The sequence below is a fragment of the Streptomyces fradiae ATCC 10745 = DSM 40063 genome, assembly GCF_008704425.1.
Taxonomy (GTDB): domain Bacteria; phylum Actinomycetota; class Actinomycetes; order Streptomycetales; family Streptomycetaceae; genus Streptomyces; species Streptomyces fradiae.
On sequence record NZ_CP023696.1, the window covers coordinates 3,462,774 to 3,475,687 of the forward strand.

12 protein-coding genes, 1 tRNA gene and 2 pseudogenes are annotated in these 12,914 nt (G+C 72.9%); 2 read left to right on the forward strand and 13 right to left on the reverse strand.

All coding sequences use genetic code 11. From position 1 onward, the window contains the following. Positions 1 to 12: 12 nt before the first annotated feature. Together CP974_RS15305 and CP974_RS15310 are read right to left on the reverse strand one after the other, a co-directional pair. Positions 13 to 1,503 (reverse strand): annotated as a pseudogene (locus CP974_RS15305) (MDR family MFS transporter); the annotation flags it as partial. A gap of 279 nt (positions 1,504 to 1,782) precedes the next feature. Beyond that, positions 1,783 to 2,214: pseudogene (locus CP974_RS15310) on the reverse strand (MarR family winged helix-turn-helix transcriptional regulator); the annotation flags it as partial. Between the two features lie 171 nt (positions 2,215 to 2,385). Between CP974_RS15310 and CP974_RS15315 the strand changes: the two are divergent. Beyond that, on the forward strand, positions 2,386 to 2,598 hold the full coding sequence (locus CP974_RS15315; RefSeq protein ID WP_031134875.1) for a hypothetical protein: 213 nt from the start codon (positions 2,386 to 2,388) through the stop codon (positions 2,596 to 2,598). 311 nt (positions 2,599 to 2,909) lie between these two features. Here the strand turns inward: CP974_RS15315 and CP974_RS15320 are convergent, their stop codons facing one another. The 8 genes from CP974_RS15320 to CP974_RS15350 form a co-directional block, all read right to left on the reverse strand. Continuing rightward, entirely contained in the window at positions 2,910 to 3,764 is an 855-nt protein-coding gene (locus CP974_RS15320; protein WP_031134873.1) for an RNA polymerase sigma factor SigF, read from the reverse strand. A 236-nt stretch (positions 3,765 to 4,000) separates the two neighbouring features. Continuing rightward, positions 4,001 to 4,951, reverse strand: a complete 951-nt coding sequence (locus CP974_RS15325; RefSeq protein WP_150485896.1) for an RNA polymerase sigma factor SigF — start codon at positions 4,949 to 4,951, stop codon at positions 4,001 to 4,003. 433 nt (positions 4,952 to 5,384) lie between these two features. Further along, the gene (locus tag CP974_RS15330) at positions 5,385 to 5,678 is read right to left on the reverse strand and encodes a Dabb family protein (RefSeq protein ID WP_031129773.1); all 294 of its coding nucleotides are present in this window, start codon (positions 5,676 to 5,678) and stop codon (positions 5,385 to 5,387) included. Between the two features lie 9 nt (positions 5,679 to 5,687). Then, entirely contained in the window at positions 5,688 to 5,852 is a 165-nt protein-coding gene (locus CP974_RS29640; RefSeq protein ID WP_162887727.1) for a hypothetical protein, read from the reverse strand. A gap of 323 nt (positions 5,853 to 6,175) precedes the next feature. Next, positions 6,176 to 6,260, reverse strand: a tRNA-Ser gene (locus CP974_RS15335). Between the two features lie 125 nt (positions 6,261 to 6,385). After that, positions 6,386 to 6,814, reverse strand: coding sequence for a tRNA adenosine(34) deaminase TadA (gene tadA / locus CP974_RS15340; RefSeq protein ID WP_223844324.1), 429 nt, complete (start codon positions 6,812 to 6,814; stop codon positions 6,386 to 6,388). A 158-nt stretch (positions 6,815 to 6,972) separates the two neighbouring features. After that, positions 6,973 to 7,497 carry a tRNA adenosine deaminase-associated protein gene (locus CP974_RS15345; protein ID WP_031129775.1) on the reverse strand — a complete coding sequence of 175 codons (525 nt, stop codon included), beginning with the start codon at positions 7,495 to 7,497 and terminating at the stop codon, positions 6,973 to 6,975. A gap of 1,055 nt (positions 7,498 to 8,552) precedes the next feature. Continuing rightward, positions 8,553 to 8,735, reverse strand: a complete 183-nt coding sequence (locus tag CP974_RS15350) for a hypothetical protein (protein ID WP_031129776.1) — start codon at positions 8,733 to 8,735, stop codon at positions 8,553 to 8,555. A gap of 90 nt (positions 8,736 to 8,825) precedes the next feature. On the opposite strand from CP974_RS15350, the gene upp reads away from it, so the two are divergent. Then, complete coding sequence (upp, locus tag CP974_RS15355; RefSeq protein WP_031129777.1) at positions 8,826 to 9,461, forward strand: uracil phosphoribosyltransferase; 636 nt, start codon at positions 8,826 to 8,828, stop codon at positions 9,459 to 9,461. A 358-nt stretch (positions 9,462 to 9,819) separates the two neighbouring features. Here the strand turns inward: upp and CP974_RS15360 are convergent, their stop codons facing one another. The 3 genes from CP974_RS15360 to CP974_RS15370 all read right to left on the reverse strand — a co-directional run bounded on the left by CP974_RS15360 (position 9,820) and on the right by CP974_RS15370 (position 12,903). Next, complete coding sequence (locus CP974_RS15360) at positions 9,820 to 10,464, reverse strand: LytR C-terminal domain-containing protein (RefSeq protein ID WP_037937144.1); 645 nt, start codon at positions 10,462 to 10,464, stop codon at positions 9,820 to 9,822. Positions 10,465 to 10,581: 117 nt separating this feature from the next. Beyond that, positions 10,582 to 10,878, reverse strand: coding sequence for a type II toxin-antitoxin system VapB family antitoxin (locus CP974_RS15365; RefSeq protein ID WP_003999914.1), 297 nt, complete (start codon positions 10,876 to 10,878; stop codon positions 10,582 to 10,584). 471 nt (positions 10,879 to 11,349) lie between these two features. Beyond that, positions 11,350 to 12,903, reverse strand: coding sequence for a M28 family metallopeptidase (locus tag CP974_RS15370; protein ID WP_223844325.1), 1,554 nt, complete (start codon positions 12,901 to 12,903; stop codon positions 11,350 to 11,352). Positions 12,904 to 12,914: the final 11 nt, after the last annotated feature.

Consider the following 12,914-nt stretch of genomic DNA (forward strand, 5'->3'; position numbering starts at 1 on the left):
GTGGGCCGCCTTCTTCAGGGCGACCTCGCGGATGAGCAGCGTCACCAGGAACGCGGCCAGGGCGAACGGCGCCGAGTACAGGAAGATGTCGGCCACGGCGTGCCCGTAGGCGCTCTCCATCACCTGCCGCATCGGCGCGGGCAGCTTGTCCAGGTCGGGGATGCCCCCGCCGGCCGTACCGCCGTGGCCCAGGGCGGCGCCCTTCGGGCCGAGGGCGGTGAGGCCCTCCTTCACGTACTCCGTGACCTTGGTGCCCAGCACGGCGCCCAGCGCCGAGACGCCCACGGCTCCGCCGAGCGAGCGGAAGAACGTGACGACCGACGACGCGGCGCCCAGGTCCCGCGGAGCCACCTGGTTCTGGGTGCACAGGACCAGGTTCTGCATCATCATGCCGAGGCCGAGGCCCAGCACGGCCATGTACACCGCCACGTGCCAGTACTCCGTGTCGTACCGGATCGTGCCCAGCAGCCCCAGGCCCGCCGTCACCAGCGCGCCGCCGCCGACCAGCCAGGCCTTCCAGCGGCCGGTCCTGGTGATGATCAGCCCGGAGCCGGTGGACGACACGAACAGGCCCGCGATCATCGGAATGGTCATGACGCCGGACATCGTCGGCGACTCGCCGCGCGCGAGCTGGAAGTACTGGCTGAAGAAGACCGTCCCGGCGAACATCGCCACACCGACGAACAGCGACGCGATCGAGGCGAGCGTGATCGTGCGGTTGCGGAACAGCCGCAGCGGGATGACCGGCTCCGCGGCGCGGGCCTCGACGGCCAGGAACAGCGCGCCGAGCACCACCGAGCCGCCCACCATCGCGGCGGTCTGCCAGGACATCCACGCGTACTTGTCGCCCGCGAAGGTCACCCACACGAGGAGCAGCGACACCGCCGCGCTGATCAGGGCCGCGCCCCACCAGTCGACCTTCACGTCGCGCTTGACCACCGGCAGCCGCAGGGTCTTCTGGAGGACCAGCAGCGCGATGACGGCGAACGGCACGCCGACGTAGAAGCACCAGCGCCAGCCCAGCCAGTCGGTGTCGGTGATCACACCGCCGAGCAGCGGGCCGCCGACCGTCGCGACGGCGAAGACGGCGCCCAGGTAGCCGGAGTAGCGCCCGCGCTCGCGGGGGGAGATCATCGCGGCCATCACGATCTGCGCCAGGGCGGAGAGGCCGCCGACGCCTATGCCCTGGACGACCCGGCAGGCGATCAGCATGCCGGAGCTCTGGGACAGGCCGGCCACGAGCGAGCCGGCGACGTAGATGACGAGGGCGAGCTGGACCAGCAGCTTCTTCGAGAACAGGTCCGCGAGCTTGCCCCACAGCGGCGTCGTCGCGGTCATGGCCAGCAGGGACGCCGTCACCACCCAGGTGTAGGCGCTCTGGCCGCCGCCGAGGTCGGTGATGATCTCGGGGAGGGCGTTGGAGACGACGGTCGACGACAGGATGGCGACGAACATGCCGAGCATCAGCCCGGACAGCGCCTCCATGATCTGCCGGTGCGTCATGGGCGGGCTGCCGGCCTGGTCGGCGTCGCCGTCCCGCACTCCGGACGGGGTGGTCGTGGCCATGGACTTCCTTTACGTGTGCGTCGTCGTCTTCGTCTTCTGCTGTTGCTGTTGCTGTTGCTGTTGCTGCCGTTGCTGCCGTTGCTGCCGGTGCGCCTCGGGCGCGGAGCCGGGCGTGGATCCGCTCGCGGCGCGGCCGTCCGCCGCGTCGTCCGCGGGGGCCGCCGCTGCTCCTGGTCCCGCCACCGCGGCCGGCGAGGACCAAGGCTGGAGCTGCGCCGCCCGGACATCGCCGAACGACGCCCGGAGCCGGGTCAGCAGGGTGACGAGTTGCCCGACGTCGTCGTCGGGCCACTCCCGCAGGCGGTCCGCCAGCAGGTCCGTGGCGCGCTGCTTGAGGTCGTCCAGCACCTCCCGCCCCGCCGGCGTCAGGCGCAGGATGCGCGAGCGCCGGTCACCCGGATCGGGCGACCGCTCGACCCAGCCCTGCTCCACGACATGGGCGACGTGGCGGCTGGTGACCGACATGTCGACGGCCAGGAGTTCGGCCAGGCGGCTCAGCCGCATGTCCCCGTGCCGGTCCAGCAGGGCCAGGACGGCGGCGGCACCTCCCGGGCACTCGGCGGGGAGCAGGCGGGCTATGGCGCGCTTGACGACCCCGACGGCGCTGACCTGGCGGGTCAGTTCCTCGTACTGACTGCGTGCTGCCACCCGGGGCACCTCCGCATCTTGTTGCTTAGAGCAACCATATGATCGGATGGTTGCTACAGGCAAATGAAATGGGGGTACATACGGCCAAAGACCTGGCAAAGAAAGGTCAAGATCCTTTCCCGGGGCTCCCGGGGTGGGGCGGGTGGCGGTCATTCGCTAGGGTCCTGCCCCATGGCACACAACCCGCACGCCCCCCAGGGACCCGAGGGCAACTACGACCCCGCGGGCTCGACCCAGATGTTCCGCGCCTTCGTCGACGAGGGCGCCCCGCAGCGTCAGCCGCAGCCCGCGGCCCAGTCGTCCGGCCCGCGCGTCGGCCTCATCGTCGGCATCGTCCTGGCCGTCGTCGTCATCGCGGCGGTCGCCTGGCTCGCCCTGGGCTGACCCCTCCAGGGCCGCCCGGCCCGCCCGCCCGGCCGGTGCGCCCGGCCTTTCGTACGGCTCGGCCGTGCGGCGCCATGGCTGCGGCGCCATGGCGTGGCCTGCCCGTCGCGGGTCCGCGCGTCGTGCCTCGGCTCGGTCTGTTCGCCGGAGTCGTCGGTGCGGCCCGTTGGCTCGGACGGCTCGTCCGGTTCGCTCGCTTGGTGCGGCCGTGCGGCCGTGCCGCCCGGACCCGGGTCCGCCCCCTGCGCGTACGTCCCGGAAAGCGGCCGCCCGGCCCGCGAGGTGGGTCGCGAACCGGGCGGGCGGGGCGGTCAGTCCGCGATGAGGCCCTCGCGCAGCTGCGCCAGCGTGCGCGTGAGCAGGCGGGAGACGTGCATCTGGGAGATCCCGACCTCCTCGCCGATCTGCGACTGCGTCATGTTGGCGAAGAACCGCAGCATGATGATCTGTCGTTCCCGCGCCGGCAGTTTGGCCAGCAGCGGCTTCAGCGACTCGCGGTACTCCACGCCCTCCAGCGCGCTGTCCTCGTAGCCGAGGCGGTCCGCGAGCGAGCCCTCCCCTCCGTCGTCCTCCGGCGACGGCGAGTCGAGCGACGAGGCGGTGTACGCGTTGCCGACGGCGAGGCCGTCGACGACGTCGTCCTCCGACACGCCGAGGGCGGCGGCCAGTTCGGGCACGGTCGGGGAGCGGTCCAGCTTCTGTGCCAGCTCGTCGCCCGCCTTGGTGAGCGCGAGTCGCAGCTCCTGGAGGCGGCGCGGCACCCGCACCGACCACGAGGTGTCGCGGAAGAAGCGCTTGATCTCCCCGACGACGGTCGGCATGGCGAAGGTCGGAAACTCCACGCCCCGCTCGCAGTCGAACCGGTCGATCGCCTTGATCAGGCCGATCGTGCCGACCTGGACGATGTCCTCCATCGGCTCGTTGCGCGAGCGGAAGCGGGCCGCCGCGTACCGGACGAGCGGCAGGTTGAGCTCGATGAGCGTGTCGCGTACGTACATCCGCTCCGGGCTGCCCGCCGCCACACCCGCAGCGTCCAGCGCGCGCAGGCGGAGGAACAGGGAGCGGGAGAGCGTGCGCGTGTCGATGGCTTCCGAGGTCTCGGGAAGCGCGGCCGGCTCGCTCTGCGTGAGCGTGAGAACCTTCGAGCTGCCCTGTTCTGCGGACATGCCACCCCCTTGAGGTCGCGGACGGTCGCGGGAGCCGCGACCATCGGAGGAACGCAGCCTCCACGTGAGATACCGGCGCCGAGACTGCGGCAAACGCGGTTCCAGCAGAATGTCACATGTCGGCAACACGCTGTAGTGACTTGTCGACATGGTGGCGATGAGTACGTGCTGGAAACAGGGGGTGTGCGGCTTTTCGGAACGGTTGAATCAGGGCCAAACGGCTCTACCCGATCGTGTCAGGCATCGATCTTGTTTGCGGATCTCAACCGGGCGAAGCTGCGGGCGAGAAGCCTTGACACATGCATCTGGGAGACGCCGAGCTCCTGGCTGATCTGGGACTGCGTCAGGTTCCGGTAGTAGCGGAGCATCAGGATCCGCTGCTCGCGCTCGGGGAGCTGTACGAGCAGGTGCCGCACGAGGTCCCGGTGCTCCACCCCGGCGAGGGCGGGGTCCTCGTAGCCGAGGCGGTCGAGCAGGCCCGGCAGCCCGTCGCCCTCCTGCGCTGCTTCGAGCGAGGTGGCGTGGTACGAGCGGCCGGCCTCGATGCAGGACAGGACCTCCTCCTCCGAGATCTTCAGCCGCTCGGCGATCTCGGCGGTCGTGGGGGACCGGCCGTGCAGGGTGGTCAGGTCCTCGGTGGCGCCGTTGACCTGCACCCACAGCTCGTGGAGGCGGCGGGGGACGTGGACCGTGCGGACGTTGTCGCGGAAGTACCGCTTGATCTCGCCGACGACGGTGGGCATCGCGAACGTCGGGAACTGCACGCCCCGGTCGGGGTCGAAGCGGTCGATGGCGTTGATCAGGCCGATCGTGCCGACCTGGACGACGTCCTCCATCGGCTCGTTGCGCGAGCGGAAGCGGGCGGCGGCGTACCGGACGAGCGGGAGGTTGGCCTCGATCAGGGCGGCGCGGACGCGGGCGTGCTCCGGAGTGCCGCGCTCCAGCCGCTTCAGCTCACCGAAGAGGACCTGGGTGAGCGCCCGGGTGTCGGCGGTGCGGCGGACGCGGGCGTCCCGCGCGGAGGCGGCCGGCGAGGCGGGTGACGCTGCCGGGGGCGTGGCCGGTGACGCTGCCGGGGGTGCGGCCGGGGCGGGCGGCGCGGCCGGGGGTGCGGGTGGCGGCGTGGCCGGGGCGGCGGGGGTGGCCGGTGGTGCGGTCGGTGCGGCCGGGGCGGCGGGGGTGGTCAGTGGCGCGGGTGGCGGCGTGGCCGGTGCGGCGGGGGTGGCCGGTGGTGCGGTCGGCGGCGCGGTGAGGGTCTGGGCGCGCTGCGGGGCCTGCGGTGCGGTGTGGTGCGGGGCCGGGGGCTCCTGGCCCGCCGGGGCGGGGTGCCCGGTGCGCGGTTCCGGGGCCGGGCCTCCGGCCCGGGTGGACTGGCTCGTCGGCTCGTTCTGGGGTGGCACCTGGTGAGGCGTGGTACTGGCCGGCACGTTCACGCCACCCCTTCACGGCTAGCGGTCAACTTCGGTCAAGTCCTCCGTCAAAAGCGGTCATAGCATCACAACACATGTCCACTGTGTGCAAGCACCCCTTAGCGCCGTGTTGGGGCGGGGAGGCCGGGGAAAGGGGGCAGCCCCGCACCACAGGGTGCGGGGCTGCCAGGGGAAGTCCGGTGAGGGCGCCTCAGAACTCGTAGTCCGCGACCACCCAAGTGGCGAATTCGCGCCACTGTCCGGCGGCCGCCTGGTGGGCGGGGTGCTCGACGTACCGCTTGAGCGCGTCGAGGTCGTCCACGGCGGAGTTGATGGCGAAGTCGTACGCGATGGGGCGGTCGCTGATGTTCCAGGCGCACTCCCAGAACCGCAGCTCCGGGATGAGTCCGCCCAGCTCCTGGAAGGCGCGCGCACCCGCCTCGACGCGGGGCTCGTCGCGCTGCACACCCTCGTTGAGCTTGAAGAGGACCAGGTGGCGGATCACGCGGGACTCCTAGGTGATGAGGGCGGTCATGAAGTCGCCGACCGCCTGGGCGGCGCTCGAGATGCCCTCGAAGCCTATCTGGACGAGCTCGGCGGCCCGTTCGGGAGACTGGATGATCGTGTAGAGCACGAAGACGGCGAGGGCGTACAGGATGATCTTCTTCGCCTGCGCCATCGTCCCCGTCTCCCCGTCTCTCCCCTGCGATTCCCTCGGCGGTCGGGTGAGTCTAACCGAGCGTTGAAGGGCCGCAGCGGCAAGTTCCCGGCTGCTTGCCGCCCTTGAGGAGGCGTGGGCGGGGCGGGCGGTGCCGTGGGGCGCCGGCCCTGGTCCACCCCCGTGCGGGGGCCCGGCCCGCCCAGCCGGGAGGGGTCGGCCCGTCCGGGCGGGAGGGTCGATCGGCCTGGCGGGGGCCAGCCGCCTGCGCGTGCAGGGGGCCGCTCCACCATGCGAAACACCCCTCCGTCTCGCGTTTCCGCGCTTCGGAGGGGTGTTGTCAGCGGTAGCGGAGGGATTTGAACCCTCGGTGACTTGCGCCACACTCGCTTTCGAGGCGAGCTCCTTCGGCCGCTCGGACACGCTACCGAGAGAGAGCTTAGCCCAAAGGTGCCCGCGCGAAGAAATCCGTATCGCGCGGCTCCTCGCGGCCCCTTCCGTCCCGGCCGGGACGGAAGGGGAGGGCGCCGGGCGGGCGCCGGTCGTCCGCCTTGTCAGCGGCCGCGGAAGAAGCGGGTGAGCAGGCCGGCGCACTCCTCGGCGAGAACACCGTGGACGACCTCGGGGCGGTGGTTCAGCCGCCGGTCGCGTACCAGGTCCCAGAGCGACCCGACCGCGCCGGCCTTCTCGTCGGGCGCGCCGAACACGACCCGATCCACACGGGACTGCACCAGCGCGCCCGCGCACATCACGCACGGCTCCAGCGTCACGACGAGCGTGCAGCCCGTGAGCCGCCACGCGCCGAGCCGGCCGGCGGCCCGGCGCAGCGCCAGTACCTCGGCGTGCGCGGTGGGGTCGCCGGTCGCCTCGCGTTCGTTGTGACCGGTCGCGAGGAGGGAGCCGTCCGGCCCGAGCACCACCGCGCCGACCGGCACGTCGCCGGCCAGCGCGGCGCGCTCGGCCTCGGCCAGGGCCCGCTCCATGGGCGCCCGCCACGGGGTGCGCACGGGGTCCGGCCCGGGTCCTGGGACGGGGGTGGGTGAGGCATCGGGTCCGGGGGCACCGGGACCTTCCGCGGGGGCTATGGGATGGGCACGTACGGGCTCGCCCGCAGCGGGCTCACCCGTCGAGGGGGCGGGCACTAGCGGACGGTCTCCAGCATCTCGGAGGCGCCGAGGGCGTCCGCGATCTCGGAGAGCGCGTCGGTGCCGAGAGCGAGGAGCTCCTTCTCCGACATGCCGAGGTCCTCCAGGATCTGCCGGTCGCCGACCGGCGCGGCGGGCACGGTCTCGCCCACCGCCTGCGTCTCCTCCTCCGTGTCGTCCGGCTCCCCGGTTTCGGTGCCGTCCAGGTCCAGCGCGTCCAGGTCGGCGGTGTCGTCGCCCCGGTCGTCGCCCAGCAGTTCCTTGGTCAGGATCTCCCCGTACGAGGAGCGGGCGGCGGCCGCCCCGTCCGACACGAAGATGCGAGGGTCGTCCTCGCCCTCCACGCGGACGATGCCGAACCACGCGTCCTCCTGCTCGATGAAGACGAGCACCGGGTCGTCGTCCGGCGAGGCGTCGCGGGCCAGGCCGATCAGATCCGCCAAGGTCTCCACATCGTCGAGCTCTGTGTCGCTCGCAACCCACCCGTCTTCGGTGAGCGTGAGCAGTGCGGCGAAGTACACCGTGACTCTCCCACTGATCAGAGGTGTGACGATCGGGCGGCATGCTCCTGAATGCCCCGCCCACTCGGCATCGTGGCAGATGCGGAGCCTCAAGGAGAGGCGTTCCGGTCGTGCGTCGTGCACCAGTCTGGGCCCGGGACCCGGTCGGCGTCACCCCGGCCCCGCACATCCGGAGCGGTCGTGACGATGATCACCAGGGGTGTGCGAGCGGTATCCGCACGGCATATGACGGGCAGGGGGCCGGTGGGTGTGCGCCGAATGACCGGGCCCGGCCGCACCGTCCGGTGGGGCGCCCCGGCCAGGCGGTGCGGCCGGGGAGTGCGGCCGATCGGCCTTCGCCCGGTCCGGTGGCCCCGGTCGGCCTGGTGGCCCGGTCGGCCCGGCGGCCCCGCCCGGCCCGGTCGGCCCCAGTCGGCCCGGTGGCCCCGGTCGGTCTGGCTGCTTGCTCGGGAGGCTCGGGGGCGGCCGGACGAGCTGCTGATGCCGCTCGGGCTGCGGGGCTGCGGGGCCGCCCGGGTTGCTCGGGCGGCGGGGGTGACGCACACGCCTGACCGGGTCGGGGGCCGGAGGCTGTCCCAAGCGGCCGGGCAGGGCGACAGGAGGTGAGGCCGACGGGCGGCCGCACCACGGGGGCGTCCCGGTGCGGCGGCCGGGCCGGAGCCGGACAGGCGAGCCGGGTGCCCGGAGCGGCCCCGGCAGCCCGAGTGCCCCGAGCGGCTGCCGGGGTGCCCGGCCTTCGGCTCTCGCGACCGCCCTCCGTCCGGCCCCGGTCGGCCGCACGGGTGCGCCCGCCGGTGCCGTCCGGCTCCGCCCCCGGCGCCTGTACCCCGCGCGACCGGACCGTCTCGGCCACGGTCCGGTCGCGCGGGGCCCGTTACGCCGGCCCCGTTACGCGGCTCCCGTAACGCCCGGCCCCGTGCGATACCCGGAACGGGCCAGGCTCTCTCGCCGGACCGGCCCCGGCTCCGGCCTGAACCGGCGCACGGGTGCCGCTTCCGCCGCCCGGCGGCCCGGCGAGGACGCCGCCCCCGTCCGTACGGCTCCCTTCCGGAGCGTCACCAGCGGAACGTGCGCATGCGCATCGCCTGGCGCATGCGGGCGGCTCTGGCGCGGCGCGGCTGCACGCGCTCGCGCAGGGCCCGCGCCTCGTTCAGCTCACGCAGGAACTGCGCCCTGCGGCGCCTGCGCTGGGCGTCGTCCGCTGCCCGGCGCTCGCCGGGTTCTTCCTGGTCAGGCATGGCCACACCACCACCCCGGAGCTGCGTTCATCCGACTCCACCTTCCCTCCGCGGCGTGGGTTGATGCCAGTGCGGGCTACTGTTGTGGGCATGCGGATCCACGTCGTCGACCACCCGCTGGTGGCGCACAAACTCACCACGCTGCGCGACAAGCGCACCGACTCCCCCACCTTCCGGCGGCTCGCCGACGAGCTGGTGACCCTGCTCGCGTACGAGGCGACGCGTGACGTGCGCACCGAGCAGGTCGGCATCGAGACCCCGGTCACCACGACGACCGGGGTGAAGCTGTCGCACCCGCGTCCCCTGGTGGTGCCGATCCTGCGGGCCGGGCTCGGCATGCTCGACGGCATGGTCCGGCTGCTGCCGACGGCCGAGGTGGGCTTCCTCGGCATGATCCGCAACGAGGAGACGCTGGAGGCGTCGACGTACGCGACACGGATGCCCGAGGACCTGTCCGGGCGCCAGGTGTACGTCCTCGACCCCATGCTGGCCACGGGCGGCACGCTGGTGGCGGCCATCCGCGAGCTGATCGAGCGCGGTGCCGACGACGTGACCGCGGTCGTGCTGCTGGCGGCGCCCGAGGGCGTCGAGGTGATGGAGCGCGACCTGGCGGGTACGCCCGTGACGGTCGTGACCGCCTCGATCGACGAGCGCCTCAACGAGGACGGCTACATCGTCCCCGGTCTCGGCGACGCCGGTGACCGGATGTACGGCGCGGCGGAGTAGCACCCACCCGTACGCCTGCACCCCCGCACCCTGCTTCCCGTGGGCGCGTGCCTTCCGCGGGACTCCGCTTTCCCGGCCTCCTCTGGGAGGCGCCAGGGCTCGCGCGGGCCTCAGTCCGCTTCCCGGGTTCTCGTCGGGTGGAGTTCGCCCTTCCTCGGGTGCTCCGGGCCCAGCCTTTCCCTGGGTACGCGCCCGGCCGGTTGCCACGGCCGGGGGCGTCCGCCAGGGGCGTGGCGCGGGTCGTGCCCGGCTCGGCCCGGACGCGGGCCCTACGCAGGCCGTGCCCGGCTCGGCCCGGACGCAGGCCGTGCCCGGGCTCCGCCGTTGCGCGGCGCGGATTACGACCGGGTTCCGCCGGTCACCTGGACTGCGGCGCGCACTTCGTGGGCACGGGCTTCGGGTGCAGGAGGGCGGTCATCGAGGCCGTGGCGTCCTCGGGCGCCGCGAGGGCGGTGAACGCCGTCCCGATGATCAGGTCCACGTCCGCCGTCGCCCGGGTGTCCGTCTTCGTGACCGCGCCCTTCATCTGCGTGCCGAGGACGGGGAAGGCGCCCTTCGCGGCGCCGGGGGCGCCGAGCAGGACTCCGGCGCCGGGCACCTTCTTGTCGTAGGCGACCGGGGCGTTGCCGATCTTGCCGATGGTGAAGCCGCGCTTCCGCAGCTCGTCTGCGGTGGCCTTCGCCAGCCCACTGCGCGGGGTCGCGTTGTAGACGTTGACCGTGATGTCCGCGGGCTTGGGGAAGACCGCCGCCTGTGCCACGGGCGAGGGCTTCACCGGCTCGCAGGTGCGGGCGGCCGTGGAGCGCGCCGCCGTCTCCTGGCTTCCGCCGCCGAACACGTCGATGAGCTGGACCGTCCCCCAGCCGGCGAAACCGAGCGCAGCCGTCGCGGCGATGCCGGCGACGATGATCCGGCCACGTCGGCGCGGTCGGCGCATACGGGGGTATGCCGTGCCCGTGATGCGGTACTTTCCGCCCATACCAGGGGGAGTGAGCATGCTCATGGGCGCAGCGTAATGCGGCCCGATGACTATGCCTACTAAACGATCAGCTGTAGAGGGCCGGTCGGGTGGGAAACATCCCGGAAAGGGTCATCCCCGGACGGTCCCGGTCGAGTCGTCTCAGTCCAGTTCCAGCACGCGGGCGTGCAGGACCTGCCGCTGCTGCAGGGCCGCGCGCACGGCGCGGTGAAGGCCGTCCTCGAGGTACAGGTCGCCCTGCCACTTCACGACGTGCGCGAAGAGGTCGCCGTAGAAGGTGGAGTCCTCGGCGAGGAGCGTCTCGAGGTCCAGCTGGCCCTTGGTCGTCACGAGCTGATCGAGGCGGACCGGACGCGGCGCGACATCCGCCCACTGCCGGGTGCTTTCCCGGCCGTGGTCGGGATACGGCCGCCCGTTACCGATGCGCTTGAAGATCACACGGAAAGCCTACCGGGCAAGCGGCACCCGGCGCAGCCAGGCGGCGGGGGGCAGACACCCCGAAGGGGCATGAGGATCACGACAAAGGGGGCGTTTCGATCGCTTGGCCGCAACGGGTGACACTCCGGCGCCCCTCTCGGAGCCGGCGCGGGACCGGGTCGGCCCCGCACCCGGTCGGCCCCGCACCCGGTCGGCCCCGCACCCGGTCGGCCCCGCACCCGGTCGGCCTGGGGCCCGGCCGGTTCCGCATCCCGTCGGCCTCGGGCCCGGCCGGTTCCGCATCCGGTCGGCCTCGGGCCCGGTCGGTTACGCACCCGGGTACGGACCGGCCGGTCCCGTGCGGAACCGGCCGGTCCCACAATCAGGCGGGCCCGCGGCCGGCCGGTCGGTCCCGCGGTCGACCGAGTGGGGCGCCGCGCCGCCAAGGGGGCGGGGGGATGGCCGGTTGGCGGCGCGGCGCTCACGCGCGCGTCACTCGGTGACCTCGTGGTCGTGGTGGTCGTGCAGGCCGCCGCCGCTGCCCGCGTCGCCGTCCGTCGGGACGGACTCGACGGGCTCGCGCAGCGACCGGAGGTCGTGGGCGTAGACGCCCACGGCGTTGGCCATGACGTCGATGTTGACGTCGAAGGCGGTCATGTCGATGTTGTCCAGATCGTCGCAGGCGGCGTGGTAGCACGGGTCGTACGGGGCGCCGGTGGTCCCGCCGAACTTCTCCGCCTGCCGCGCCGTCTTGATGCCCTCGGCGCCGGTGAACGTGCCGCCGGAGGGTATGCCCACCTCGATGAACGGGCCGTAGTCCGAGCGGCCGGTGAAGTCGGTGCCCTCGTGCGGGTGGCCCTGCTTGTCGAGGAACGCGTTGATGTCCCGCTCGATCTGGGCGGAACCGGGCGGGCCCGCGGGGGCGCCGACGCCGTCGGAGTCGTCGCCGTCGTAGACGAAGAGACCGTAGTTGGGCGAGGCGATCATGTCGAAGTTGAGGTAGAGCTTGATCTCCTTGCGGCCGAGGTCGTCGAGGGCGCCGACGTAGTGCTCGGAGCCCAGCAGGCCGTTCTCCTCGGCACCCCACCAGGCGAACCGGACCTTGTTGCCGGTCTTGTCCTTGTGCTTGGCGAACTGCAGGGCGACCTCGAGGAGGCCGGCCGAGCCCGAGCCGTTGTCGTTGATGCCGGGGCCCGCGGTGACGCCGTCCAGGTGGGAGCCGAGCATGACCGTGTTCGCGGCGTTCCCCCGCTGGGTCTCCGCGATCACGTTCCGCGTGGTGCGGCGCTCCTGGAGCTGGCGGAGCTCGACGTTCACCTCGACGGTGCCCGCGGCCGCGGCGGCGCGGAGCGCCTCGCCGTCCGCCTTGGAGAGGCCGCCCGTCGGGATCTTCGCCTCCTCGGCGGAGCCGAGCGTTCCGCTGAGGGTGCCCTCCACGTTGTTGTGGACCAGGGCGGCGACGGCGCCCGCCCCGGCCGCGTTGGCCTGCTTCACCGCGAAGGTGCAGCCGCCGCGCTGGATCAGCGCGACCTTCCCCGTGAACGCGCCGGCCGCGAAGTCCGAGGGCTCGCAGCCGTGAGAACCGTCGGCGTCGACCGGGGCGGCGGCCAGCGCGGCCCTCGTCCCGCCGACCGGGGTCGACTTGGTGTACGTCATCGCGGAGACGGCGATCTCCCGCGGAGAGGGCGACAGCACGGCCAGCCTCTGCGCCTGCGTCTCCGTGTACATGAAGGGGAAGTCCTGGTACGAGACGTCGTATCCGGCCTTCTTGAGCTGCTGGTACACATACGCCGCGGAGGCGTCGTAGCCGAGCGTGCCCGCCGCGCGGTTGCCGCCGGCCGAGTCGGCTATCTGCTGGAACTTCCGCAGGTGCCGGTGGGCACTGTCGGCCGACGCCGAGGCGACGAGCTTTCGGGCGAGCTTCGTCGCCTCCTTGGCCGGGTCGGCGCGGTCGGCGGAGGCGGGGGACGCGGAGGCCAGCAGAAGCGGGGTCGCGAGTGCGGCTGCGGCCAGGGCGGCCACGGCTCTGCGAGGGGATGGGTTCACAGAGTTCCTTC